The organism is Ochrobactrum quorumnocens, assembly GCF_002278035.1.
In the GTDB taxonomy this organism is placed as follows: domain Bacteria; phylum Pseudomonadota; class Alphaproteobacteria; order Rhizobiales; family Rhizobiaceae; genus Brucella; species Brucella quorumnocens.
Window position 1 is genome coordinate 1,526,226 of the sequence record NZ_CP022603.1, and the last position, 25,658, is coordinate 1,551,883.

The window sequence follows — 25,658 nt, forward strand, 5'->3', positions numbered from 1 at the left end:
CAGGCACTTTCACCCGCAAGCGGCAAAAGTGCGCCATCACTTAAATATGGCAAATAGAATTTTGCAAAAAATGCGGGTGAGCTGACCGCAGCAGATCCATCGTCTCTTCGTGCGCCATCGGGAATGGTCCCGAGCAACCGAAGGAAACAGAACCATGGCCACCACAATCGCAACCCTGACGCAGAAGACTGACGGTACTTTCGAGGGCGTTTTCGCCACCATCCGGGTCAATGCCCCGATCGCCATCGTCCCGAACACTACCAAGGTCAGTGAAGAAGCCCCCGATTTCCTGGTTATTCATCGCCTAAGCGGTTTCGAGATTGGCGCCGGATGGAACCGTATCGCCCGTCAGACCGGTGAAGAGTACGTCTCCATAAAGCTGGAAGCCCCGGAAATTGGCGTGCTCTTCGGCAACCTCGCGCAAGCCCCGGGCGGTGATCCGGATAGGAAAGTCATCCTCTGGAATAACCAGAACTGAACCACGAATGGAGCCGGTCCCGAATTTCGGGGCCGGCTTTTCTATGTAAGGTCCGGCTGCATCTGCGCTGACAGTGGAGCGAGAGCAGGTGTCGAACCTACTTTCTCTTTATTGACTATGGACGCTACCATGAGGATGGAGCCTGCCGGCTCGTTCTGTTAAGTCTTGTGACCTTGCACTGTTTTTCTCGTAACAGGTGGAAGCAGCGATGCGAATTATCCATCTTCTGAATGATTTGCTTTGGGTGGGGGCTCTGGCTGGTTGGGGGAGTTCGACATAAAGCGGATAGGGTTGTTTCAGCATGACGTCTTGAATTGCAGTATCGGGAAACAGCATCCGACGACATTGTGAAACAATAACAATCCAGCAGTTCATTCCGATAAGAAATTGTCCTCATCTGCCGGACAGATTTGGAAACTACTCATGGTATTGGGTTTATTTGCGCAACTCACCGCTGAAGGTTTCGCTACACGCTGTTGTCGTTCCCATCGGCGCCGGGTGTTTCATGACTTATGTTTCCCCGCTTTGACGAACCGGTTGACTTCTGCGGCCTCGTCCATTTCCTTTCGCCGGAAATAGATCGCACGACCACACCGGATCGGACTGTGTCCTTGTACAATGATGATCTGCTCGTCTTTGCGCATTGATTGGGTGATTTCGTGTGGCATGATTAAGGGGCGACGCTGGAAACTGATGTTTTCAGATTTTCGCGACGCGCCATTGTTTGTATCCCAGCCAAGACGACGCGAGCTTGCCTTTACTTCGACCGTCATGTCCCCGCATTGTGCGGAGACGTTGCGCGCGGTGTCGAGCGCCTTGATCGCGGCATAAGACACGAATGCACAGCCGTCGATCCATGACACGGCTCCGTCCTTGCCGAAGTGGCGTTCCAGCTGGCCGACTGACTGGTACATCAGCATCATGCTGATCCCGTATTTGCGACCGCGATCGCGTGCTTCTTCCAGAACGCGCATATAGCCAAGCAAGTCCACTTCATCGAGCATGAACAAAGCGCGACGCTGGAATGTCCCATCCGCTTCGATCATTGCATTCATCAGTGAACCGATGATCACGCGTCCAATTCCCGGATAAGACCGAAGGATGGATGCGGAAATATTGAGGAAGACATCTTTTTTGCCTTCAGCGATTTCCCTGGATTTGAAGCTGTCGCCACAGACGAGGGCTGCGTAATTGTCGAGCGAGAGCCACTGGGTGTCCTTGGATGCGGTGGAATAGACGCCTGAGAATGTCTGCTCTGTCATATTAACGAACACGCCAAGCGTTTCGCGAATGAAGGCCGAGCCTGAATGCTCTTGAACCTCTCGGAGCATGGCAAGCACCGATGGCTCAGGTTGAGAAACGATCTGACGCAGGCTGCGCAGATTACGCTGGCCAGAAAATTCTGGTGACAACATCACATGGGCCAGAAGCCCAGTTAGAAGATTATGTGCCTGGTTCTGGAAGTAGGAGGCGGTTGAACTTTCAAAGCGCGCGCTTTCCGACAACAGCATATGGGCAATGCCAACAATGTCTTCCTCTTTGTTCTTTGATGTCTCAATTGCGTCAAGGACATTGAAGCCCATGATCGGATTGATCGGATCGAGCACGATGACTTGGCGCCGGAGCATTTTCTCGCGATGTTTGATGACGATAGGTGCCACTTCGGTTGAGGGGTCAAGGCAGATGACCGGTCCGGTGTAGCGCAGCGCTGTCGGCACGACGTTACTGGTCGTTTTGTACCCACCTGACCCTGCGAAAAAAAGCATATGCGTTGAATCGAAGTCCTGCTTGTAGGTGAGGAGAGGGGCTTTTCCGCCATGTCCCCATGTGGAGCGGTCATTGGGATCAAACGGCAGTCCATGGACGAGTTGCTTGTCGACGCGATAGCGTTCACCGATGACGATTTCGCCATCTTGGGGAAAAAGCCGTGCTGCCGCCGACAGGGTGAGCCAGCCTGCATTCCCAAAGACTGCACGCCTTGCGCGTCTGACCGGTTCAGGTACCACGTTTGCGATGCGGGCTGATACCGCGACTGCGAGAAAGCCCATTGCCGCACTTATGACTGCAATCATATCGAGGAAGGATAGTGCTTCTTCCCATCTCACCGCTCCACTCTTCACAAAGGGGGAGAGACGAGTGAACTCGCGCAGTGCGTAAAAGCCAGCCACGAGCAAAAAGCAAAGGACGTTTGCCAGGGCAATGGGTCTGCGTCGGTGCAGCGGGAGCACCCAGACGATCAAGAGGCCGGTGAGTGATCCAAACACAAGCGCTGGCATGGGGGACGCGCGCAGGAACCAGTATTGCACTCTGCCTGACATGCCATTGGCCAGTTCAGACCAACGCCAGTTTGCAACATAAAAGAAAAAGCAGGAGAGGACGATTGGAACGAGAATGAGTAATACACTCAAACAGCGTTTTCCTCGTGCCGTCATTGGGCTGCATCTGAAACTGCATCTGTAGCATCTCCGTGCTCAGACACAGGGGATCGGAAAGCGATCTCGCCCAAATCCTGCAAGCGTTGATATTCTGTTGTTGCGGGTGACAATCTCGCCAGTTCCAGAAGTCCGCCCAGCAGGAATGCCCGATCGACATTTGATAAACCCGCACGAATGACGATACTACCGAGCAGGATTTTCTCTCGGGCCACTTTTTTGCGATCAGTTGCCATGAGGAGCCTCCGCCGCCGCTCCAATCTCGCCATTTGTCTGTTTATGCGGCCAAGCTGTTTCCCCATTGGTCTTCTTTGTTGGCGCTTTAGGAAATCGCGCGGCGATCTCTTCGACGATGCGATCGATGTCCTCATCGCTCAGTTCCATTTCTGCTAATCCTGCCTTTGTTGCAGCACGCGCAAAGCGGTCAGCCGATTTGACTATCAAGAGTTTTCGACGTTCACGCAGCTTTTCGATTTGTGTGTCGATATCGGCTATCGAAACTTTGGCGGCCATCAGTCGGCTTCCTTCTGTAGGGCAAAGTAGTTGGAAGCTTAACTGACTAGAAAACGACAGTCAAATAAGCTAGCCTGCATAGGCCTCCTGAACGTCACTGCGGCTATTTCGTCATGGATCATCTTTGGGAAAGGCGGCATCGGCCCTTGGGTCCGAATGATTTGAGGGCGCAATATACGTCGCTCGCGCGACGTTTCCTGGAAGGCGAGGAGATCGGTCGTGGCGATCATGTTCATCAGAGCGCAGGTAATCAGCAGAAGCGCGGGGCGTAGCGTCGTTTCGGCGGCCGCTTATCGTCATCGCGCCCGGATGTTGGACGAACAGGCTGGGACCTCTTTCAGCTATCGTGGTGGCGCCAGTGAACTCAAGCATGAAGAATTGGCGCTTCCGGACCAGGTCCCAGCGTGGCTGAGGTCCGCAATAGACGGCAGAAGTGTCGCTGCAGCAAGTGAGGCTTTGTGGAACGCGGTCGACGCGTTCGAGACGCGGGCGGATGCACAGCTTGCGCGTGAACTCATCATCGCACTGCCGGAGGAACTGACGCGGGGGGAGAACATAGCCCTTGTCCAGGAATTTGTTCGGGACAATCTGACTTCAAAGGGGATGATTGCTGACTGGGTTTATCACGACAAGGACGGCAATCCTCACATCCATCTGATGACGGCCTTGCGGCCGCTGACTGGAGAGGGGTTTGGGGGAAAGAACGTGCCGGTGCTTGGGGGTGATGGTGAGCCGCTCCGTGTGATCACGCCGGATCGACCGAATGGAAAGATCGTTTACAAGCTGTGGGCTGGCGACAAGGAGACGATGAAAGCCTGGAAGATCGCCTGGGCGCAAACAGCCAATCGGCATCTGACGCTTGCTGGCCATGACATTCGTCTTGATGGACGCTCCTATGCTGAGCAGGGCCTTGATGGAATTGCCCAGAAACATCTTGGGCCGAAAAAGGCGGCGTTGGCACGCAAGGGTATTGAGATGTATTTTGCACCGGCGGCCCTTGCCCATCGACAGGAGATGGCTGATCGGCTCCTGGCCGATCCCGGCTTGCTGCTGAAACAACTTGGCAACGAGCGCTCGACCTTTGATGAAAAGGATATGGCGAGAGCGCTGCACCGCTATGTCGACGATCCATCCGATTTTGCCAATATCCGTGCGCGGTTAATGGCATCGGACAATCTTGTCTTGTTGAAGGCGCAGCAAGTGGATTGGCAAACTGGCAAGGTGACTGAACCCGCAATATTCACCACGCGCGAAATTTTGCGCATCGAATATGACATGGCGCGCTCGGCGGAAGTTTTGTCACAGCGCAAGGGGTTTGGGATTGCGGACGCGAAGATTGCGAGGGCTGTCCGGAGTTTTGAAACGGCTGATCCGAACAAGTCTTTGGTGCTTGATCGTGAACAGGTTGAAGCCGTCCGTCATATTGCTGGTGACAGTGCCATTGCTGCTGTTGTTGGACTGGCAGGTGCCGGCAAGTCGACGCTTCTTGCCGCTGCCCGTGTTGCCTGGGAACATGAGCATCGTCGTGTCTTCGGAGCAGCTCTTGCAGGAAAGGCTGCGGAAGGACTGGAGGAGAGTTCTGGTATCAAATCGCGAACCCTTGCGGCGTGCGAACTTGCCTGGGAAAATGGTCGTGATCTGCTCAAACAGGGCGACGTGTTGATCGTTGATGAAGCCGGTATGGTGTCCTCGCAACAAATGGCGCGGGTGTTGAAGGCGGCAGAGAATGCTGGTGCGAAGGTGGTTTTGGTCGGTGACGCGATGCAGCTTCAGCCCATCCAGGCGGGTGCTGCTTTCCGGGCCATAGCGGAGCGCATTGGCTTCGCTGAGCTTGCCGGTGTGCGCCGTCAGCGAGAAACATGGGCACGTGATGCCTCACGAATGTTGGCCCAGGGCAAGGTCGGGGAGGGGTTGGATGCCTATGCGCAACACGGGCATATATTCGAAGCTGAGCGGCGTAGCGAGGCCATAGAGCGTATTGTCACTGACTGGAGCAAGGCGCGCCAACAGGCAATTGCGACCTGTGTTGCCGCGCGCAACGGCGGACGACTGCGCGGCGATGAGATGCTCGTGCTTGCCCATACCAATGAAGATGTAAAGCGGCTCAATTCCTCCCTTCGTACTGTGATGAACAGGGAAGGCGCGTTAACAGAGGTTCGAGAATTCCGGACCGAGCGGGGTGTCCGCGAATTTGGCTCTGGTGATCGGATCATCTTCCTTGAAAATGCTCGGTTTGTTGAAAAGCGCGCAACCCGCCCTGGTCCACACTATGTCAAGAACGGCATGCTCGGCACGGTCGTTTCCACCGGTAGCAAGCGCGGTGGCCCACTGCTTTCAATCCGTCTCGACAATGGAAGTGATGTGGTCCTTAGTGAGGACAGTTATCGCAACATTGACCATGGCTATGCGGCGACGATCCATAAATCGCAAGGGTCGACCGTTGATCGGACCTTCGTACTTGCCAGCGGCATGATGGATCAGCATCTGACCTATGTGTCGATGACCCGCCATCGTGATCGGGCTGATCTTTATGCAGCGCGTGAGGACTTTGAACCAAAACCGGAATGGGGCGGGAAATCGCGTGTCGACCATAGGATGGGTGTCACTGGGGAACTGGTTGAGACGGGCGTGGCAAAGTTCCGGCCGCAGGATGAGGAAACGGAGCAAAGCCCCTATGCCGATGTGAAGACCGATGAGGGGACTATACATCGTTTGTGGGGCGTCAGTCTGCCCAGGGCCTTGTCCGAGGGTGGGGTGTTGAAAGGCGACACGGTTCTTTTGAAAAAAGATGGTGTGGAAATCGTCAAGGTCAAAATCCCTGTCATAGATAAGGAAACCGGACGGAAGAGTTTCGAGGAACGCGAGGTCGAGCGAAACGTTTGGACGGCAAAACAGCTCGAAACTGCCATTATACGAAGTGAGCGGATTGAGCGTGAAAGCCACCGTCCGGAACTGTTTGGGCAACTGGTTGAACGTCTTGGCCGTTCAGGTGCAAAAACCACAACGCTCGATTTTGAGAGTGAAGCTGGCTATCAGGCGCATGTTCGCGACTTTGCCAGAAGGCGCGGGATCGACACGCTTGCCGGGGCTGTGGCGGGAATAAAACAGCGTGTCGAACAAAAGCTGGCGTGGCTTGATGACAAGCGCGGGCAGGTGGCGAAACTCTGGGAGCGGGCCAGTGTGGCGTTTGATATCGTGATCGAGCGCGAAAGAAGCGTTTCCTATAATGACGACCGTTTTGAAAACCTTGCAGCACGATCACCTGAAACATCAGAGCGGGGCGGCGGCGGGCCATATCTTATTGCACCCACAACCCGGTTTGCACGCAGCCTCGAGGAGGACGCCAGACGTGCTCAGCTTCACTCGGATCGCTGGAGGGAACGAGAAGCCATTCTTCGGCCTGTATTGGAGAAGATCTATCGCGATCCCGACCGTGCGCTGGCCAGGCTCAATGCGCTTGCGTCGAACAGGCACACAGAACCCCGCCGCCTTGCGGAGGATCTTGCGACCACGCCGCAGCGTCTTGGTCGCCTGTTAGGATCGGATCGCCTCGCTGATGGCCGTGCTGCCCGTGGTGAGCATAAACAAGCACGCGCTGCACTGTCAGAACTCAGCCCTCTCGCGCGTGCTCATGCGACAGAATTCCGGCGCCAGGCCGAAGGCTTTGGCCTTCGCGAGAAGCAACGGCGAGCGCATATGGCATTGTCGATCCCGGCGCTTTCGAAACCGGCAATGGCGCGCCTCTTAGAAATCGAAGCGGTCCGCAAGAGCGGCGGGCCTGATGCCTACAAGACCGCCTTTGCCTATGCCGTCGAGGATCGTCTGCTGGTTCAGCAAGTGAAAGCCGTCAATGAGGCGCTGACGGCGCGCTTCGGCTACTCCACTTTTACGGATAAAGTGGATGGGGTTGTTCAGCGCAATAGGCTTGAGCGCATGCCGGACGGTCTTACCCCTGAACGTCGAGAGAAACTGACACATCTGTTTGGCGCTGTGCGCCGCTTTGCAGACGAACAGCATATTGCTGAAAGGAAAGACCACAGGAAGTTGGTTGCAGCCGCCAGCGTTGAGCCTGGCAAAGAGAGCACTCTGCGTCTTCCGATGCTTGCAGCCGTGACAGAGTTCAAAACGCGCGCTGAAGACCAGGCTCAAACGAGGGCGCTCGCAGCAAACCATTATAGACACAATCGCGCAGCCCTGGCCCAAACAGCGTCCAGCATCTGGCGTGATCCTGCTGGCGCCGCGAGCACGATTGAGGGTCTGATCCTGAAAGGCATTTCTGGCGAGCGGATCGCTGCGGCTGTGGCAAACCATCCCGAAGCCTACGGCGCGTTGCGCGGTTCTGAGCGCATCATCGACAGACTACTGGCAGGCGGTCGCGAGCGAAAGAACGCCGTTAAGGCCGTTATGGAGGCGGAAAGCCGTATCAGATCGCTGGCAGCGTCCTATGTCACCGCTCTCGATAGCGAGCTCAAGGTCATCGTCGAAGAGCGTCGGCGTATGGGAATTGCAATTCCCGGAATGTCGCCAGCGGCTGAAGATGCGTTGCGTGAGCTTACAGCGGGGATCAAAACGAAGGAGACCAAGCTCGATATTGCCGCACGCTCACTCGATGCCAGAACCTGGCAGGAATTTACCCGGGTAAGCCGGGCGCTCGATCTCAGGTTTGGACGCGATGCGATCTTGCGCGGTGAGAAATCGGTCGTCAACGTCGTACCACCACAGCAGCGCCAAGCATTCGAGGCCATGCAAAAGCGACTTAAAACTTTGCAACAGGTCGTTCGCATGGGAAGTACGGAGCAAATTGTAGCAGAGCGTCAGCGCCGGGTCGTGGAACGTGGTCAGAGTATTCAGCACTGAGTTTTAAGGAGAAAAAACGGCGAACGCCATTAACGGAAAGTATCTCATTGCGGCCAGCCTAAGAAGCCCACTACCGAGATATTTAGCCAAGCGCCTGGCGTTGTGATCGAGGGCCTTAACGCTCCATGCAGTGATCAGGATAGTGCGAAAACGCTACGATTTGCTTCCAGTATTTCTTTCGAATGGGGGGAATAACGCGTCTCTCGACGGGGTCCATTCAAGTTGGCCTCCAGGCCCTGTTTTGCATAGGTCGAGCCCTACTTGTAGGAGAGACCAAATTCCATGGAACGTGGCGAGATCAAAGGCTTCCACACGCAGGCGAAGGCCGTTTGCAGCAGGACTGAGGATCGCGCGCCCGTCGCCAAATGTAATCAGCTTATCATGGCCTGAAAAATCGACTGATACAATATACGCGCGGTATTCAAGGCAGAATGTCTTGCCGACTTTCTCAGCATTCGGAATTGGAATGAACGCTTCGGTGTCGTGTTTATATCTTGGATCCGTCATAATGAAATCCTCCTGTTTTCCAACGAACGGAAAGCTTTGACGCGCTGCGCCAGCTCAACTGCTTGCGACAGTGACCGTGTTTTCCAAAAATCTAACTGACAACCGCGCAGTTGGCTCAGACAACTGCTTCATTTTGCGCACGAATGCGAACGTGCTTTCGATCACATGACGACGTATGGAACTTATGCCGTACCAACTGCCGATGTGATTGCTAGCTTATCTCATCCCGGAGATTGTGGCTTACGATGTTCTGAACGGCCTCGCAAAAACGCCGAATTTGATCAGCTTCATGGCTCGCCGTAAGCGAGATCCGTAACCCCGCTTCGCCTTTGGCGACAGTTGGAAAAAATATGGCCGAGGCATAATACCCGTCCTTGAGGAGTTGCTGCGCACAAGAAATGGACGCCAATTCGTTACCTATCCTGATCGTGCGAATTGGCATCTTTGAGCCATGCTGCTCGGTCGGCATCAAGCTGTCGAACAGCGCAATGTTTCTTCGCAATGAAGTCTGCCGGTTGTAAAGTTCTGGTGATCTGTGAATCTCCAGGGAGGCCTTGACGGCACCAATTGCGGCAGTATTGATGGATGCCGAGAATGCATGTGCAATCGCAAAACGTCGAAAGAGAGTTTCCTGTGTAGCGGTTCCCAGCATTAACAACCCACCGGACGCCCCAAACCCCTTTCCTAATGACGTAGCGATAATTGTACGGTCTCCTAGATCTTGAAACTGTGTCCGAGCATAGCCCTGTCCTTTGTCTCCAAAGATCGAAACTCCGTGTGCATCATCGATGTAGAGAAACAGACCGTATTTCTCTTGCAATCTCTTTAGTTCATCGATTTGCGTGCTGCCGCCCATAGAGTAGACGCCGTCGCAGATATAAGCAACGCATGGGTTTTGCTTGCATATGGCCTCAAGCATTTCAAAATCATTGTGCGGAATCGTCTGGACGGACGTTTCATTGGCCACGCTGCCTTTATGATAAGCAAGGGTAGCATGAGCGAAACGGTCAAATACCATAATCGGCTTCAGTCCGCTTGTCAGATGCCCTGATGCGATCAGTGGAAGCGCGCTCATATTCGCCGCAAGAACTGTCGTGTAGGTTATGGTGCGTGAGTCAAAGAGTTCGGAAAGGGATTTTTCAAGTTCAGCGAGCTGCGCGAAGTTCAACCGGGTTCGGGCACAGGACCAATGTAGGCTACCGTTTTGTCGAATAGCTTCGATTGCGCCGGAAACAATTTTAGGATGGTTGTCTAATCCGAGATAGGAACACCGGACAAAGTCAACAATTGGCTTATTCTGGGTCAATAGCCTGACTTGGCGACCTGACATTGGAGTAGCATACAGTGCCATAATCCCCTGAAGGTTGGCGGCATCGAAATGCGAGTCGGCGGCGGCTATCATCTTTGCGGTATTGCGTGTTCGCAAGGTTGATCTGCGTTCGGTTTTTCCAAATGAATTATGCGGCATCACGTCCTCCATTATGCTGCCGCTATTGCACCGGTTTGCGATCGCCTTATCAACAAAACTGCGATGAATTCTTTTAGAAGAATGTTTTCATAAATATGAAGATCTAACAAAGAGCAATTTTAGTGAGAATATTCAAATGCATAACCGGTCGTGTGTACCGTTCTTATCAGGTTCTTTCCGGTTAATTTGCGTAAGTGCCTTCGTAAATTGCCCACATGGACATCTACTGTTCGCCTTTGGACGTAATGGTGGGGCGGCCAGCCGACCTTGATGATCTGCTCTCGATTCAACACATGACCTGGAGCATCAATCAGTCCCTGTAAGATTCTGAACTCGATAGGCGTTAGCTGAATTTCCGCTTCTCCGTATCTTAAAATCCTTTTATCGGCGAGTATGTCGAGGTTGCCAACATGGATTTCATTCCGTTGAAGAGGATGTGGATAGGTACGATCGATACTGAGAGGATATCGGTTTTGAAGAAACGACAAGATTCGCTCCGGCGCGAATGGATTAGCAAAGCATTCATCAATACCAGCTTGCAGGAAACGTAGAAAATCCCTCGTGTTACATGGTGGAAGCAATGCTATAAGAATTATATTCTTAGTGGCGGGGTTGTGTTTAATCTTAGCGCATAGCTCCAATATCGGCTCCGTGTCTTCTGCTGTGTCAAACAGTACGGCAAAGGGAATGGCCGCATTCTTTGAACACGTCAGGCTGTCCAGTTTCATAAGACTTGGCGTATAACCTGCAACGCTGAGAATATGACCTAAAAGTAGATACGTTTGAGGATTCTGGGTAAATATTGGCACACTGCAGTTCACAATCGGAGCTCTCCGGTGGCGGCTACACGGAATAATGTTGCGACATAATAATAGGTTTTCGTGTGCCATATTAATAAAAACTTCAATTACGTCAATATTTTTCATATATTATGTTTTCATTATAGAAAAAATCCATAATAATGTTGCAACAAAGAAAATTATTGAGATTAGCTTTGGGATGGATAGGGAGCTGCAAGTTCCCAACGAAGGAGATTTTGAAATAGTATCCGTAAAATTTCTCAAACTCCACGTTCAGTTGTTATACGCAATGTGGTGCTGACGGCGTTGATCGATCTACAGCTAACAACGGGGTATACATACCTTTGGAAACGCTGTTGCTGCGATTATCGTAATCTTTTAGTTTAAATTTAAGTACAATTAATACTTTAAGGTTGGAGCTCGATTAGAACCCCGATTCGGGCGCGCGCTGGATAATACCGTGAACACGAGATCTGTTTTCAATCACCTTGAGCGAGATGGCTACATGTATTGATGCCAAAGCTTGCAATTCTCTGGCATCTTTCGGTTTGTTATGAAGTTCAACTCCGCACCCAAACGTTCCATTTTTGTAGCAGCATGCGGGTATTTTCATTTATCCATTTAGCGTCTGGGACGACGACGCTTTCGCGTACTTGCTCAGCTGATGGCATAAAACGCTTTGTTTCTTCGGACATGATAGCGATCGCATCTGTGCTGGGTGGTGTGCAAGCGAGAATATCGCATGCTTTGGCTTGAGCCTTGGGGTTGTCGAGCCAGTAAGCCATCAGTTTGAGTGCATTTTTGCGATTGGGAGCACCCTTAACGAGAGCTATGCGATCACCGACAAGAAATGATGCTTCATAAGACCAGCCGATTGGAAGTCCCTCAGTCTGCAGGGCGCGCGCGCGTGTGAGCCAGATCTGCCCCAATGAATATTCGTTGTTGCGGAAGCCCTGCACACTTTGATCTCCGCTTTTCCACCATAGAGATATAGATGGTCGGATTTCGTCGAGCTTTTTGAAAGCGCGTTCAACATCAAGTGGAAAAAGGTCATCGCGTTTTACACCATCAGCAAGTAATGCCGCAGCGAGTACCCGCCAGGGATCGTCAAAGTTCGGGAACGCCCGACCGCCAGGAAATTTGGAGATATCCCACATGTCAGCCCAGGTTCGCGGTTCCGGCACGCCCGAAACGCCCTTTCTATAGACCAGCAATGTTGCTGTCGACTGGAGCAAAGCACCGCCGCGTGAGCAGGCATTCGTCGTCAGGTCGGGTCTGTTTGCAAATGTCTTGCAGAATTCACTTAAGTCCTCGGTAACCTGTCGATGCGCATCGGATTCTGACTGGATTTCTCCATCGAGATACAAATCCCATGACACATTTCCGGCCTTGACCATGGCGGAAGCCTTAGCGCGCATTTCCGCATTGGTTGCGGAGACAATTTTTACGCGGATCCCTGTCTGTTCCGTGAACGGATCGAACCATGCTTCTTTCAGTGCGCGGTCGTAGGCGCCCCCGGTTGACGCAATGATAACCTCTTCGGCGCAAGCCGTTCCGGCATATAAGCTAGCGCCGAGTGCTGTTGCAAAAACCATGGAGCGGCGAAAGGATTTGTAGGCATTGTTCGTTTTCATAGTTTTTCGCCTTCTTTTAGTGTTGTCTGGATCGCGAGAGCATGAATGACAGAGCGATAAGGCACATCGACGCCAGTACGATGATGGTAGAGGCGGCGGCAATGGTTGGGGTCAGGTTGAAATCTATATCTTCAAACATTTTTCTACCGATCGTCTTTCCGTTTATGTCAGAAATGAAGAATGCTACCGTTGCCTCATCAAATGAGGCCAGAAAAGCAAAGACGAATCCTGAGGCAATGCCGGGTGTGATGATAGGCAAGGTGATGTGGAAAAATGCCCTGCCTCGTCCGGCGCCACAATTAAGAGCCGCAAGTTCCAATGTCGGATCAAAACGCTGCAACGCGGCGACGACGGTAATCATCACAAATGGAACAGACAGGACCGTGTGACCGACAAGGAATCCCAGAAAAGTGCCGGTCAGCTGGTGCGGCGCAAAAACCAAATACAGAGCGACACCAAGAACGATATGCGGGACGATCATGGGTCCGATCGTTAGCACCTGAAATACCCCCTTGAAGGGCAGGTCGCCGCGAACAATAGCGAGAGCTGCCATCGTTCCTATAATGGTTGATGTTACCGCCGTTGCTACTGCAATTTTCAGGCTGAACCAGGTTGAAGCCATCCAGTCAGGATCACAGAAATACGATACGTACCATTTCAATGACAATCCTTGAGGTGGGAATTGCAGGTATTCAGTCTGGCTGAACGACATTGGCATAATGATCAGAGTGGGTAGGATGAGAAACAGCAATATGGCACTCACCAGGAATCCCGCGAAAAGTTTCAACGTCAGATTACCCATGCGTGCTCCTTTCATGGAAACTGGTGAGGTGCAGTTCTCCGGATGTGGGGTGATAGTGGAGGGCTGATTAATGAACACTGCCAAATCCCCTATTGAGCGCGAGCACCCGTCGAAACGAGGCGACAAAGATAATTGTCATGGCGAGCAGCACAGTTGAAAGGGCCGCGGCGAATGGCCAGTCAAGCGTCACAGTGGTTTCCTGTCCGATAAGCGTTGCCATCAACATGGAATCCGGGCCGCCTACCAGAGCGGGGGTTATATAAAACCCCAGTGCCAGAACAAAGCACAATGTGGCTCCGGCAAATATTCCCGGCAGGCACAAGGGAAATGTAATGACAAAAAAGGCTTTCAATGGGCTTGCGCCAAGATTGAGCGCGGCGCGATCAAGGTCCCGTGGTATGGCTTTAAGCGCGGCATATATAGGAAGTACGACGAATGGCATCAAAACATGCGCCATCGCCAGAATGACTGCACCCTGTGTGTAGAGAAGCTTGAGAGGTTCGTTGGTTATGCCTGCAAAACTGAGGAGACCATTCACGATCCCATTTCGCTGAAGAAGGACAATCCAAGCATATGAGCGAACCAGGACCGAGGTCCAGAGGGGAATAAAGACACAAATGGCTGCAATGACAGCTGTAACCTTGCCTGCTCTCGCCATGACGAGGGCGACAGGAAACCCAAGGACGCACCCAATAGCGGTTACGGACAATGCGACCCCAACAGTAGAAGCCAATACATCAAGATATAGGCTCCCTTCTACTATGCGAGAGTAACTAATCGCATCTTCGTCAAAGCTTAGAGCGATCAGCCTGCCGATCGGATATAGAAAGCCAAAAGCCAATAAAAGCAGCAATGGAAGCACCAATAGCCAGGATGTTATCGGCGGATATTGGTGCGCGGATTTTCCCTGCAGGATCCTGCCGAAATCAGCAATCGCCAAACTCATGCCGCCCACCTCTTTTCCCGACCGAACGTAAGGAGCGACATTTCGTCGAAGGATACGCCCACGCGGCTATTTCTGCTGAAGTCAGGAGAAGATGCGCGCGCTGGCAATTGAACACGCAGTTCGATATCTGGGAAAGCGTCGAGGCGGATCAAGACGATCATATTGGAACCAATGAAAACAAACGCTTTCACCGTGCCTGCGAGCTGACCCTGCTCAACATTGGGTGATATCAGAACGTGTTCGGGCCTCGTGGCCAGCTGGATTTCGGAGCCGGGGGCTGTCTCAGTTAAGTGCGGATGTAACCGCGTAGCTACTTCCAAGGTGAAACCTTCTGCGATCTCAAGTTCGCATTTACCGCTTTTGTTTCCGCGGTAGATTGCGGGTATGAAATTGATTGAACCGATAAAATCTGCAACGAAGGTGCCATTTGGTTCTTTATAGAGTTTAGATGGAGTACCGATCTGCTGCACGCGTCCGTCATGCATAACCACAATGCGATCAGACATGGTTAGAGCTTCTTCCTGATCGTGAGTGACATAGATCACGGTCGCTCCAAGTTCCTCCTGTATCCGTTTGATTTCAAATTGCATCGTCTCTCGCAGTTTCTTATCGAGGGCGCCAAGGGGTTCATCCATCAAGATCACGGGTGGAGAAAAAACCAGAGCCCTTGCAACGGCTACCCGTTGTTGCTGACCGCCAGACAATTGGTTTGGATAGCGATCAGCAAAATCTTTGAGGCGAACCAGTTCAAGCATCTCATCAACGCGAGAGCGGATCTCCATCTTTGAGCCCAGCCGCCGCATTTTCAAAGGAAAGGCAATATTCTGGCGAACGTTCAGATGGGGGAAGAGTGCATATTTCTGGAACACCATGCCTATATTTCGGCGATTGGGCGGTAATGCGGTGATGTCCTCGCCGCCTACTATAATGCGACCTTTCGTAGGTTGTTCAAACCCTGCGATCATCGTGAGCAAAGTTGTTTTACCCGATCCTGACGGCCCAATTACTGAGACAAATTCGCCTGCCTGAATGTCGATCGAAGTATCGTGAACAGCCCACGTTTCCCCAAATCTTTTCTCAATTCCGGTTAATACCAATTTTTGACCGATCAATCTGTCCTCCTCCAAAGCAAAGTTGATATCTTCGAAATTCTGCGTTCACGCTGTCTGCTTAAATTGCAGATATCCTGTGCCTCGCCCAAACGAATGCATGCTTGCTCAGCCATCGCGTGACTCCACGAGCGCGCGCTGTTAAAATCTGTTATGATGCGACAAAATCTTTGCAAAAACTTTACATTGCTATTTTGTTGCATCAAAAAAATGGCATGTCAACAGTGTAAGAGGTCTAAATGGGTGCAGAAAAAATGCAGGATACCGTCAGTGAGGGGCAGGCTTCGGGACTTGGGGATGTCGCCTATCGCGAAATGAAAGAGCGATTAATACGCGGAGACTATAAGCCAGGTAAAAAGCTCACCGTACGCGCAGTTGCAGAGGATCTTGGATTCAGCTCGACTCCGGCGCGCGATGCGATAAACCGGCTTACTGGCGAGGGGGCATTGGTTTATTCAGGTCCTAAAACAGTTATTGTCCCGGTTCTCAGCGAGGAAAATCTGCAGGAGATCACTTTAATCCGCCTTGCCCTGGAAGGATTGGCTGCGCAGCTGGCAGTCAACAAGGTTTCCCACGAAGATATTGAAAAACTTAAGAACATTCAGAATAAAATCAATAATGCACTTGATGAACGCGCCTACGAAACGGTCTTGCGGCATAATAAGGATTTCCATTTTCATATTTACAACATGGCCGGAATGCCTCGCCTTTTGTCCATGATTGAAGGGGCCTGGTTACGGGTCGGTCCATCGCTTTATGATCTTTATCCGGAGTTTGCGGAGGAAAAATACGGAGTACGAAACCATCAGTTGGCCATTGATTCCCTAGAGGAAAAGGATGGTGTTTCGTTGCGTGCCGCATTTGAAAGCGACATTCGCGATGGCTATCGCCGATTGCGCCAGGCTGCTCGGGCACGAAGCGCTTCAAAATAGAATTTTGTTGTATGGGCTTGACGTTTTGCAATTTTGTTGCAACAAAAATGCAAAGCTGACGCAAACGCGTTGGCCAAAGCTTTTTTGAAGGGCCCACACAATGATACCCAATCACGTAAAACGTTGTGATGATCCAGTACGCAAAGCTCAATCGTCGCGTCTCTACGCACGCGGTCTGGATCTCATGCCACAAGGTGTGTCACGTGCCACGATTGATATAGATCCAGTGCCGATTTACATCGAGCGTGGTGAAGGCGCCTATCTGGTCGATGTGGACAATAACAGGCTCCTTGACCTTAACAACAATTTCACCACGCTTATTCACGGACATGGCTTCCGACCTGTGGTTGAAGTGGTCGCGAAGCTATTGCGGGACGGAACATGTTTCTCCAATCCGACCGAGCACGAGCTTGCTCTTGCTGAACTACTTGTTTCCCGTATTCCGGCGATGGAGATGGTACGCTTCGTAAATAGCGGGACCGAGGCCGTAATGTTTGCGATCAAGGCGGCGCGAGCCTTTACTGGTCGGCCTGCGATCGTGCGTTTTGAGGGAGCCTATCACGGCGCATACGATTGGGCAGAAGTCGGCCAAGCTGGTAGTTACAAGAGCAATACTTCCGGTCAGTTCGTCCCCATCCCTGTTTATAATGGTGCTCCTGCAAGTGTCGGCGACGACGTCATTGTGCTTGAATTCAATGAGATTGAGGGCATGGTTGCGCGTCTTGAAGAAAACAAAGAGCGGATTGCTGGCATATTGATAGATCCGATGCCCAGCCGAGCTGGTTTCTTTGAACCTGATCAAAGATTTATTGAGACGCTGACCGGGTTTGCAAAAGAGCAAGGCATTCTGATCATAGCCGATGAAGTCTTGAACATACGGCAGAGTTATGCGGGTGCTTCCGACCGTTACGGGTTCAAACCGGATCTGATAGCCACGGGCAAGATCATAGGTGGTGGCTTTCCTATCGGAGCGATCGGCGGGCGCGCCGAAGTGATGTCTGTTTTTCAGAAGCGGGATGGAAATGTAGCACTTCCGCAAGGCGGAACATTCTCAGCAAATCCAATCTCAATGGCTGCAGGTATCGCTGCGATGGGTGCATTAACCCCCAGTATCTTCGCGCATCTCGAAAATCTTGGTTCTTCCTTGCGTGCGCGTCTGTCACTGATCGCCCAGTCCAGGGAGGCGCCCTACAGCGTGACAGGTGCTGCCTCACTCTTTCGTATTCATCCCAAACGTGTGACGCCAACCACTTACCGCGATGCCATCGTGTCAAAGGATGAGGCTTTGCGAATGCGGGAACTAACGCGGCATTTTGAAAGAAATGGGGTGCTGTTGCCATTTGGCGCTGCGGCCAGCCTGTCGACCCCAATGACTGAGAAAGAAGTCGATCTTATTGCGTCCCTATTCGATGATTTCCTCATAAATAACCCGGTTCGGGAGGACCTTCCATGAAACATACGCTAATTACACAAAGTGTGGCTGATCGTATCGCGCAAGCCCTCATCCGACACGGCGTCGAAGCAATCTTTGCACAAAGTCTGCCGTCCGCCGTAATTCTCGCCGCCGAAGCGCGAGGCATCCGTCAGATCGCCTATCGACAGGAAAATATGGGCGGGGCGATGGCAGATGGCTATGCACGTGTTTCAGGAAAGGTCGGTGTTGTGGCGGCGCAGAACGGCCCTGCTGCAACATTACTTGTTCCACCATTAGCCGAGGCCATGAAGGCAAGCATCCCAGTGGTTGCACTCGTTCAGGATGTGGAGCGAAACCAGACGGACAAGAATGCCTTTCAGGATATCGATCAGATAGCGCTTTTTGAATCCTGCACAAAATGGGTCCGTAGACTTAATGTTGCGGAGCGGGTCGACGACTATATTGATGCAGCATTCACCGCGGCTACGAGCGGGAGAGCAGGTCCGGTTGCACTGTTGCTACCCGCAGACCTTTTGCGCAGTCCGGCTCTAAAGAGCGCCAACCCACGAACATCATGTCTTGGCAACTGGCCACTTGACCGCTTTCGTCCATCCGATGAATTGATCGAAGCGGCAGCAGAGACTATCGCGCTGGCAAATAACCCTGTTGTGCTGGCCGGTGGTGGTGTCCATGCTGGCGGTGCCGCTCAACTACTGGCTAGACTACAGGAAATCGCTTCTCTTCCGGTATTCACGACCAATATGGGGAAAGGCTCAGTTGATGAGTTCCACCCGTTATCTGCCGGGGTTCTCGGATCATTGACCGGCCCACGATCGCTCGGATTCCACAGCCGCGCGCTCTTGGATGAAGCCGATCTTGTTATCCTAGTGGGGACGCGCACCAATCAAAACGGGACCGACAATTGGCAGCAGATCCCAGTCTCAGCGAAGGTCATACATATCGACATCGATCCTGTAGAAATCGGGCGCAATTTCGAGGCGTTACGTCTACAAGGCGACGCGCGAGAAACGCTGACTGCCCTATGCGATGCCTTGTCGAAGAAGAAATTCCTGCATCGAAATACGTCGCGCACGGCCTATGAAGAGAGAATTGCGGGCTTCTGGTCGAAATATGATGCGGCACGCCAGCCGGTTCTGGCTGATCGTGTGGGCGCTATGCGACCTGAGCGCATCATGAAGGAATTGCAACCCTGGCTCGATCACGACGTGACGGTCGTGGCGGATGCAAGCTATTCTTCCATGTGGGTCGTTGGCCAGCTGCGCTGCCCACAAGTGGGAAGCAGGTTCATCACACCACGCGGGCTGGCCGGTCTTGGCTGGGGGCTGCCACTGGCTATGGGCGTAAAAGTCGCCCGGCCGGACAAGCCGGTTATAGCGGTCGTTGGCGATGGCGGGTTTGCGCATAGCTGGGCCGAACTTGAAACCATGACGCGCATGCAACTGCCCGTAACCATCATTCTTCTGAACAATGGCATCCTTGGCTTCCAAAAAGATGCCGAAACCGTCAAATTCGGTCAGTACACCACGGCATGTCATTTCGCACCCGTAAAGCATTCAGCAATCGCATCGGCATGTGGATGTCGATCCGCAACGGTAGATAACGCCGCTGACTTTGCCGAGCAATTGCGACTGAGCATTGAAAGCGCCACTCCATCTTTGATTGAAGTCGTTACAGACCCCGAGGCTCATCCGCCGCTTTCGCTCTTTGCCGCAATGGACCAGGCGGCATGATTGCTCAAACCGATCAACGTATAGCAGTGGTAACCGGAGGAAGTTCAGGAATTGGGTTGTCGACGGTCCGCCGACTGGCGATGGAAGGCTACCGAGTAGCTTTCTTTGGAAAAACTCCTAGCCGCGTGGACGCGGCGGCTGAGACGTTCACTGCGGAATTTGGTAAAGATGTGATCTTTCATCGCTGTGTTGATATAAGCGAGCCGACAGCAATTGCTGACTTTTTTGATGCAGTGCGGAACCACTGGGGGTCGCCAGATACGCTGATCTGTAACGCTGGCATATCGCCAAAAAATGCAGATGGCCAAGCTTCACCATTTATGGGAACACCACTTAAGGAATGGAATCAGGTCCTTTCTACGAATTTAATGGGACCGGTCCTTTGTTGTCAGTATGTGTTGCCCGATCTTATGAGAAGGCGGTTCGGTCGAATTATATTGATCGGCTCTATAGCTGGTAGGACGATACCGAAACTGGCAGGAGCTTCTTACACAACCTCGAAGGCGGCGCTGGCGGGCTGTCTTCGTTCTTTGGTCATGACACTTAACGGAACCGGTGTGACGGCTAATCTCGTCGCGCCTGGGCATATTGTTACCGGAATGACTGGTCCAATTGATTCTGATGTGAACCAGCATGCGCGTTCACGCATTCCCGTCGGAAGATTGGGAAACCCAGAAGACGTGGCGAATTTGATTGCGTTCTTAGTGTCGGACGATGCTGGCTTCATCAATGGTGCCACAATCGATGTGAATGGGGGGGAATTCGTCCCGCTGTGACGGCTCTGAAAGACGGTCAATGTGATGCCCAAGGTTCTTATATTCACCGAAGATCCGCAATTGTTTCTGCTGCTTCGCCACTTGCTTGCAGTGGAAGGGTTTGAAGCAGAGCTTTCGGCAGGTATCGATGCGGATATCGCGACTGAAACCGAGAGTGAGCGAACACCGCCCGTATTGTTGTTAGACAAAGCCGGCGATCGGTTTTCAGAATTTCTACGTTTCAAGGAATTCGGTCCCGACATTCCGAGCGTCCTTCTGGCGAGAGCAGACGTGAGGAACGAAACTGAAATATATGATCGATTTGATCTGATACTGAAATGGCCATTCGAGCCGCTCGTTTTGCTGCGATTTCTCCAGCAGCAGCGCACAGGTTTGAATCCCCAAAATGAACCTGGATCAACCCAAACCATCCTGACTTATTATGACCTTTTGCTGCATCGCCCACAGTTCAGGGTTTTTCGAAATGGACACAATATAGATCTGACCCCATTGCAATTTCGACTGCTTGAAACGCTCATGGAAAAACCAGAGGTTGTCTGGAATAGGCAAGACCTTATCGACGTGGTCTGGGTAAACGGGGCCAACGTCGAGCCCCGCACGGTCGACATTCATATCGGCCACCTCCGACGGGCCTTGGCCGACTATGGCCCTAATCTGATCAGGACCGTTCACGCACGGGGGTATGCTCTGGATCAATCAGCCGAGCCGTGGCCGTGATTGCTAGTTCATGAGCCGTTGAAAAATCCGCGTCCAGAACTGAAAATTCCATTGGTCGTCCTCAAACCACGCGTCGAGTGCAAAAAGTGCCGCAGCGGTTGGCGCTGTGTCGGCATAAATTCGTCTCGTTGAATCGGCGATCAGACTTTCATCTGCTCCCTTTAGAATGACATCTTCTTGTAAAAATTCCCGAGCGGCTTTGACGTTCGATATTTGCAACACGATCATTTCCTCCTGCGTCCGGCGCAGGGGATGAACTGATTTGAGCCGGACGTTAGGAGAAGCCGCAAGTGGCTTTTGAAACAGCATAGGCTGTGAACTCGTCCCTGGCATGTGTCACAAATTCGATCCTCCTAAACTAACAGAATCAATTAGTTGTGGCAAGAATCGAAACCTTCGGCTATGCTTTTTTGACCGGCTCGGAGAGGTTTGGAGCTTTGCAGTTTCCTTCAAGAATGCACTGAAAGATGTTCGGGGAAATGGGTGTCTTTCATCACGTATCTTCTTTGAAGGTTTCATTTGGGAGCAAATTTAGCCGAAACTTTGCAAAGCCTTTGTTGATCCCCGGCTTCGAATTTTGCATCCTTGACCGAAACACAGAACTGTTGTTCGGCCTTCCTTTAAATTGACAGGTGCGCCCGTGCTGATGAAAGACCGTATAGATCACCTTCCCCATGTAAAGCAGCACGAGCTGCGGCGCGTGGTAGAGGTGCTTCTGGAAGAGTTTGAAGATGCGCTGAAGGAAGGTTCTGCTGATTTCAAGAAGCGCGGCCGTATCTTGAAGATTGTTTTGTTCGGATCATACGCTCGCGGTACACAGGTTGATGAGCCGCATACCGGTAAAGGTTATCGCTCCGATTTCGATCTGCTGATCATTGTCAATAATCGTAAACTCGCGGATTTCGAAACCTACTGGCACAAATCAGAAGATCGTCTGATGCGCATGCGCGATGTGCAAACGCCGGTGAACTTCATTGTGCATTCGCTGCGGGAGGTAAATTCACGCATTAAGGAAGGACGGTACTTCTTCACCGATATTCGTCGCGAGGGTATTGTGCTTTATGAGCTCGACGCCGAACCTCTCGCCCAGCCTGGGGCTCTCAATCCGGAGGATGCCTATCGCGTTGCGAAAGAGTATTTCCACGACAGGTTGCCGCATGCGCGCGCGTTTACTAGATTCTCAGAGTTTGGCATTAATCAGGGAGACCTAAAAGAAGCTGCGTTCCTGCTCCACCAAGCAATCGAGCAGGCATATTCAAGCTTTCTGCTGGTAACCACAAATTACTCGCCAGCCTCGCATAATCTGAAATTCTTGCGGCGATTGTCGGAAGGACAAAGGAATGAGCTCGCCAAGGCCTGGCCGCAGGATCAGCAGCGCTACAAGGCTTGGTTCAACATCGTCAACGAGGCTTATGTGAAGGCCCGCTATTCTCCGCATTTCGATATAACCGAAGAAGCCTTGCGCTGGCTCCTCCAGCAAACGAACCTGCTTATCGCCGAAATCGAAGAAATATGTTCCCAACATTTGGAGAAAATCGCATCATAATTTCAATGTCTGAAAGGGAAATTGCTGTGAAAACGCTATCTGTAGACCTTTCTCCCGACATTGATGCCAGATATCTGAAGAACGTAACCCAGACAGGTCGTGCGGCAGAGATGGTGATTGCCCGTATCAATGTTGGCTTTTACAAGCACTTAAGGCAGCATTTTTCGCTATTCTTTATGAGGCCGGCACCGTTCCACGTTTAAATTTGCTTCCCCCCGCAGTTTAAAATGGCTAAATCCAACTAGCCGACTTGTGAAGTGCAGTGGGGTGCACTCCGGTGTCGTAGAGAGATGAGTTTAGCCTCTTATTGCATGGCCTCAAACACGACAGCGCTCACAAGACGAGGTCGTGTTTTTCGTTTTTAAAGGAAGAAATACCCTTGTGCTTTGCCTTTACGGCACGGCGTTTGCCTACTTTAAGTGTTGCAAAATTGCTTCTCTGTCATCTCCAAAATTTCAACTCTTGTTAGCAACGGGCCGAAATCGTTGAAACAATCTGAAAATAATATATTGAGCGGTTTACTCAACTTTTAGCCAGCAAGTCCCGATAGGCAAGCCAGCGATCATGCAATGCTTATCTCGGGGACATCATGCTGAGGACTTCCTCTTTCCAAATATCCGTCAATCGTCATTGGTTGAATATGCTTTCCGCTTCTATGGTGCTCTGTGTCGCTTCGCAGACCCATGCTCAAACGGCTCCAAAAACAAATGCCGTTCAGCAAAGCCAGAACACAGAAGACGAAAGTTCTGAGCCTATCAAGCTCAAGACGATTACACTTTCTGCCGAGCGCGCTGCCAAGAATGTGCTTGATGTTCCAATGTCGATCAGTGTGATCGACCGCGACACGCTCGACCGGCATCAGGTGCGCGATATTCAGGATATGGTGCGGTATGAGCCGGGCGTGAGCGTTGATCGTCAGACATCGCTCACCAATCCTTTTGGACAGCTCAACAGTTTTAATATTCGCGGTGTTGGCGGCAACCGTGTGCAAATTCTGGTCGATGGTGCGCGCGTTCAGGAGCGTACCACCGATGGTAGTCGTGATTTCGTTGATCCGTTTAATATGAAATCGGTTGAGATCACGCGCGGGCCGAACTCCGTTCTATGGGGCGCAGACGCATTGGGCGGTGTCGTTTTTTTCCGGACGCTTGATGCGGATGATCTTCTGGATGGCACCAAGCCATGGGCCGTCGAAACCAAGTTCAGCTATGACAGCTTCGACAAATCGTTCCGCAAACAGATCACCGGCGCGGCCGAAGCCGGAGACTTCAAGATCCTTGGCAGTTTCGGACATATGAGTTCATCTGAGCCGGACATGCGTAAGGCACGGGCTGATGGTGGCATCTGGGGTTGTCCGCGTGAGGCCATCTGGCCTTGCAACAAAGCATTTCCAATGGATACCGACGCTTATAATGGCTTGATGAAACTGCAGTGGAATCCGTCTGCTGATCATGAATTCAAGCTGACTGGCGAGTGGTTTGAGCGGAATACCGACGTCGATCAGAAATACGATTCCGGTGCTGCCAATCCGCTTTATGCAAGCATGCCTGCTTATTACAGTTTCTATTATGAAAACGAGAGCTGGGATCGTTCGCTGAAAATGCAGCGCGCGCGCTTTGCTTTGGATCATCGCTGGACGGTGGGCGCATCATGGCTGGATGAGGTGAAATGGAACATTTCCTATTCACCGCAAAAGCGCGATACGACCAGCACTCAGATTCGCAATTACTCGCTTCTGGCAACGCCGCGACGCGAAAAGCGCATTCAAATTCGAAATTATAGCGAGGATTTTCTACAGGCCGACGTTCAGCTGACATCGTCATTTGATCTGGGTCAGACAAGCCATAAATTCATCTATGGTTTCGCGGGCGATATCACCAAAAGCAATTATGATGGTGAGAATATCACCACCAATCTCAACACTGGTATAACGACGGTTACGCCGCGACAGGGTTTCAATTTCCCCAAAGTCGATACAATCCGAGCGGACTTTTATGTTCAGGACGAAATCAAGCTGCTGGATGAACGCCTCACGCTGACACCCGGATTGCGTCTGGCAACCTATTCCATCGATCCGACCAAGGATGATGGCTATGTTTCGCTCGATGGGTTTGAGCCTGAAAAGTTGGATGAGACCCGTCTGATCAAGCGTCTCGGTGCAATCTATAAGCTAGACGATACCTATTCGGTGTTCGCCTCCTATGGCGAGGGCTTCAAAATGCCCACCGCTCAGCAGCTCTTTGTTTCGTCCACCTCTATTGGCGCAACGAGCATGGTTGAGGTCATTCCAAACCCGAACCTGAAGCCGGAATTTGTTCGTAGCTATGAAGCTGGTCTGCGTGGCGAATTTAATCGCGGCTATTTCAGCGCTTCCGCATTCTATTCGGATTATAAGGATTTTATCCGTGGCCTGCAGCGCGTTCCGGGAGAAGCCGATAAATACACCTCTGACAATGTCGAGAGCGTAAAGGTCTGGGGTATTGAGTTCGGCGGCGAATACGAAGTTTACAATAACATTTTCGCCAATGCGGCGCTTTCTTACATGCGCGGTGATCAGCGTGTCGACGCCGGTTCCGAGAAGACGCCGTTTGATGGTGCTGTTCCGCTGACCACGGTTCTGGGCCTGCGTTACATCATCCCCGATTGGAATCTGGAAACAGAGTTTGTTGGAACTTTCGCATCGGGTGTGAAGCGTCGTGCTGACGAAGATGCCTTCAAACCGTCAAGCTACGCAGTGTTTGATGCTTATGCGAAATGGTCGCCAACCAAGCATATTGATGTGAATTTCGGTGTCGAGAACATCTTCGACAAGCGCTATTTCCCAAATACGCTGACAGGTTATGCCAACACGCCTGAGACTTCGTCGGTGGCCAATGTCAATCCTCTGGAAATGCAGGTTGCGCCGGGCCGCACCTTCAAGGTTGGCGCCACGATGCGTTTCTGATCGCCATTGATGATCAACATGTCGGGGCAGGT

At 51.9% G+C, this 25,658-nt stretch carries 20 protein-coding genes; 9 read left to right on the forward strand and 11 right to left on the reverse strand.

Annotated features, from left to right (window positions below):
* Positions 1–154: 154 nt before the first annotated feature.
* Positions 155–478 carry a DUF736 domain-containing protein gene (locus tag CES85_RS07210; protein ID WP_095445250.1) on the forward strand — a complete coding sequence of 108 codons (324 nt, stop codon included), beginning with the start codon at positions 155–157 and terminating at the stop codon, positions 476–478.
* 503 nt (positions 479–981) lie between these two features.
* Here CES85_RS07210 and traG read toward each other — a convergent pair.
* The 3 genes from traG to CES85_RS07225 are packed head-to-tail and all read right to left on the reverse strand — an operon-like array spanning position 982 to position 3,423.
* Positions 982–2,910 carry a Ti-type conjugative transfer system protein TraG gene (traG, locus tag CES85_RS07215; RefSeq protein WP_095445251.1) on the reverse strand — a complete coding sequence of 643 codons (1,929 nt, stop codon included), beginning with the start codon at positions 2,908–2,910 and terminating at the stop codon, positions 982–984.
* A complete protein-coding gene (locus CES85_RS07220; protein WP_095445252.1) occupies positions 2,907–3,146 on the reverse strand; it encodes a conjugal transfer protein TraD in 240 nt (79 codons plus the stop codon). Before CES85_RS07220 ends, traG begins: the two co-directional genes overlap by 4 nt.
* Complete coding sequence (locus CES85_RS07225) at positions 3,136–3,423, reverse strand: TraC family protein (protein WP_095445253.1); 288 nt, start codon at positions 3,421–3,423, stop codon at positions 3,136–3,138. Before CES85_RS07225 ends, CES85_RS07220 begins: the two co-directional genes overlap by 11 nt.
* 219 nt (positions 3,424–3,642) lie before the next feature.
* On the opposite strand from CES85_RS07225, the gene traA reads away from it, so the two are divergent.
* Positions 3,643–8,280: a Ti-type conjugative transfer relaxase TraA gene (traA, locus tag CES85_RS07230; protein WP_095445254.1), complete on the forward strand. Its 4,638-nt coding sequence runs from the start codon at positions 3,643–3,645 to the stop codon at positions 8,278–8,280.
* Between the two features lie 153 nt (positions 8,281–8,433).
* Here traA and rctB read toward each other — a convergent pair whose 3' ends face one another.
* The 7 genes from rctB to CES85_RS07265 all read right to left on the reverse strand — a co-directional run bounded on the left by rctB (position 8,434) and on the right by CES85_RS07265 (position 15,549).
* A complete protein-coding gene (gene rctB / locus CES85_RS07235) occupies positions 8,434–8,787 on the reverse strand; it encodes an SMa0974 family conjugal transfer regulator (protein WP_095445255.1) in 354 nt (117 codons plus the stop codon).
* Positions 8,788–8,998: 211 nt separating this feature from the next.
* Positions 8,999–10,255 (reverse strand): 8-amino-7-oxononanoate synthase family protein, encoded by a 1,257-nt coding sequence (locus CES85_RS07240; protein WP_244923174.1) that lies wholly within the window; start codon positions 10,253–10,255, stop codon positions 8,999–9,001.
* Between the two features lie 119 nt (positions 10,256–10,374).
* Entirely contained in the window at positions 10,375–11,181 is an 807-nt protein-coding gene (locus tag CES85_RS07245; protein WP_244923175.1) for a winged helix-turn-helix transcriptional regulator, read from the reverse strand.
* Between the two features lie 434 nt (positions 11,182–11,615).
* Positions 11,616–12,650, reverse strand: a complete 1,035-nt coding sequence (locus CES85_RS07250) for an ABC transporter substrate-binding protein (protein ID WP_244923247.1) — start codon at positions 12,648–12,650, stop codon at positions 11,616–11,618.
* 55 nt (positions 12,651–12,705) lie between these two features.
* Complete coding sequence (locus CES85_RS07255) at positions 12,706–13,491, reverse strand: ABC transporter permease (RefSeq protein WP_095445747.1); 786 nt, start codon at positions 13,489–13,491, stop codon at positions 12,706–12,708.
* Between the two features lie 67 nt (positions 13,492–13,558).
* Entirely contained in the window at positions 13,559–14,437 is an 879-nt protein-coding gene (locus tag CES85_RS07260; RefSeq protein WP_095445258.1) for an ABC transporter permease, read from the reverse strand.
* Positions 14,434–15,549 (reverse strand): ABC transporter ATP-binding protein, encoded by a 1,116-nt coding sequence (locus tag CES85_RS07265; protein WP_095445259.1) that lies wholly within the window; start codon positions 15,547–15,549, stop codon positions 14,434–14,436. Before CES85_RS07265 ends, CES85_RS07260 begins: the two co-directional genes overlap by 4 nt.
* A gap of 236 nt (positions 15,550–15,785) precedes the next feature.
* Between CES85_RS07265 and CES85_RS07270 the strand changes: the two genes are divergently transcribed.
* The 5 genes from CES85_RS07270 (at position 15,786) to CES85_RS07290 (ending at position 21,136) form a co-directional block, all read left to right on the forward strand.
* On the forward strand, positions 15,786–16,478 hold the full coding sequence (locus CES85_RS07270) for a GntR family transcriptional regulator (RefSeq protein WP_095445260.1): 693 nt from the start codon (positions 15,786–15,788) through the stop codon (positions 16,476–16,478).
* A 100-nt stretch (positions 16,479–16,578) separates the two neighbouring features.
* A complete protein-coding gene (locus CES85_RS07275; protein WP_244923176.1) occupies positions 16,579–17,931 on the forward strand; it encodes an aspartate aminotransferase family protein in 1,353 nt (450 codons plus the stop codon).
* Positions 17,928–19,643, forward strand: coding sequence for an acetolactate synthase catalytic subunit (locus CES85_RS07280; RefSeq protein WP_095445261.1), 1,716 nt, complete (start codon positions 17,928–17,930; stop codon positions 19,641–19,643). The genes CES85_RS07275 and CES85_RS07280 overlap by 4 nt, the downstream gene beginning before the upstream one ends.
* Positions 19,640–20,419 (forward strand): SDR family oxidoreductase, encoded by a 780-nt coding sequence (locus tag CES85_RS07285; RefSeq protein ID WP_095445262.1) that lies wholly within the window; start codon positions 19,640–19,642, stop codon positions 20,417–20,419. The genes CES85_RS07280 and CES85_RS07285 overlap by 4 nt, the downstream gene beginning before the upstream one ends.
* 24 nt (positions 20,420–20,443) lie before the next feature.
* Positions 20,444–21,136 carry a winged helix-turn-helix transcriptional regulator gene (locus CES85_RS07290; protein WP_095445263.1) on the forward strand — a complete coding sequence of 231 codons (693 nt, stop codon included), beginning with the start codon at positions 20,444–20,446 and terminating at the stop codon, positions 21,134–21,136.
* 3 nt (positions 21,137–21,139) lie between these two features.
* Here the strand turns inward: CES85_RS07290 and CES85_RS07295 are convergent, their stop codons facing one another.
* Positions 21,140–21,445, reverse strand: a complete 306-nt coding sequence (locus CES85_RS07295) for a Y4oE-related protein (protein WP_244923177.1) — start codon at positions 21,443–21,445, stop codon at positions 21,140–21,142.
* A gap of 337 nt (positions 21,446–21,782) precedes the next feature.
* Here CES85_RS07295 and CES85_RS07300 point away from each other — a divergent pair, with 337 nt between their 5' ends.
* Positions 21,783–22,682, forward strand: coding sequence for a nucleotidyltransferase and HEPN domain-containing protein (locus tag CES85_RS07300; protein ID WP_095445264.1), 900 nt, complete (start codon positions 21,783–21,785; stop codon positions 22,680–22,682).
* 589 nt (positions 22,683–23,271) lie between these two features.
* Positions 23,272–25,626, forward strand: a complete 2,355-nt coding sequence (locus tag CES85_RS07310) for a TonB-dependent hemoglobin/transferrin/lactoferrin family receptor (RefSeq protein ID WP_095445266.1) — start codon at positions 23,272–23,274, stop codon at positions 25,624–25,626.
* The last annotated feature ends 32 nt before the right edge of the window (positions 25,627–25,658 follow it).

Bases quoted from the DNA above. Each gene is read 5' to 3' on its own strand.
- CES85_RS07210 (WP_095445250.1), top strand. From the start codon at position 155: ATGGCCACCACAATCGCAACCCTGACGCAGAAGACTGACGGTACTTTC.
- traG (WP_095445251.1), bottom strand. From the start codon at position 2,910: ATGACGGCACGAGGAAAACGCTGTTTGAGTGTATTACTCATTCTCGTT.
- CES85_RS07220 (WP_095445252.1), bottom strand. From the start codon at position 3,146: ATGGCAACTGATCGCAAAAAAGTGGCCCGAGAGAAAATCCTGCTCGGT.
- CES85_RS07225 (WP_095445253.1), bottom strand. From the start codon at position 3,423: ATGGCCGCCAAAGTTTCGATAGCCGATATCGACACACAAATCGAAAAG.
- rctB (WP_095445255.1), bottom strand. From the start codon at position 8,787: ATGACGGATCCAAGATATAAACACGACACCGAAGCGTTCATTCCAATT.
- CES85_RS07240 (WP_244923174.1), bottom strand. From the start codon at position 10,255: ATGCCGCATAATTCATTTGGAAAAACCGAACGCAGATCAACCTTGCGA.
- CES85_RS07245 (WP_244923175.1), bottom strand. From the start codon at position 11,181: ATGAAAAATATTGACGTAATTGAAGTTTTTATTAATATGGCACACGAA.
- CES85_RS07250 (WP_244923247.1), bottom strand. From the start codon at position 12,650: ATGGTTTTTGCAACAGCACTCGGCGCTAGCTTATATGCCGGAACGGCT.
- CES85_RS07255 (WP_095445747.1), bottom strand. From the start codon at position 13,491: ATGGGTAATCTGACGTTGAAACTTTTCGCGGGATTCCTGGTGAGTGCC.
- CES85_RS07260 (WP_095445258.1), bottom strand. From the start codon at position 14,437: ATGAGTTTGGCGATTGCTGATTTCGGCAGGATCCTGCAGGGAAAATCC.
- CES85_RS07270 (WP_095445260.1), top strand. From the start codon at position 15,786: ATGGGTGCAGAAAAAATGCAGGATACCGTCAGTGAGGGGCAGGCTTCG.
- CES85_RS07275 (WP_244923176.1), top strand. From the start codon at position 16,579: ATGATACCCAATCACGTAAAACGTTGTGATGATCCAGTACGCAAAGCT.
- CES85_RS07280 (WP_095445261.1), top strand. From the start codon at position 17,928: ATGAAACATACGCTAATTACACAAAGTGTGGCTGATCGTATCGCGCAA.
- CES85_RS07285 (WP_095445262.1), top strand. From the start codon at position 19,640: ATGATTGCTCAAACCGATCAACGTATAGCAGTGGTAACCGGAGGAAGT.
- CES85_RS07290 (WP_095445263.1), top strand. From the start codon at position 20,444: ATGCCCAAGGTTCTTATATTCACCGAAGATCCGCAATTGTTTCTGCTG.
- CES85_RS07295 (WP_244923177.1), bottom strand. From the start codon at position 21,445: ATGCTGTTTCAAAAGCCACTTGCGGCTTCTCCTAACGTCCGGCTCAAA.
- CES85_RS07300 (WP_095445264.1), top strand. From the start codon at position 21,783: ATGAAAGACCGTATAGATCACCTTCCCCATGTAAAGCAGCACGAGCTG.
- CES85_RS07310 (WP_095445266.1), top strand. From the start codon at position 23,272: ATGCTGAGGACTTCCTCTTTCCAAATATCCGTCAATCGTCATTGGTTG.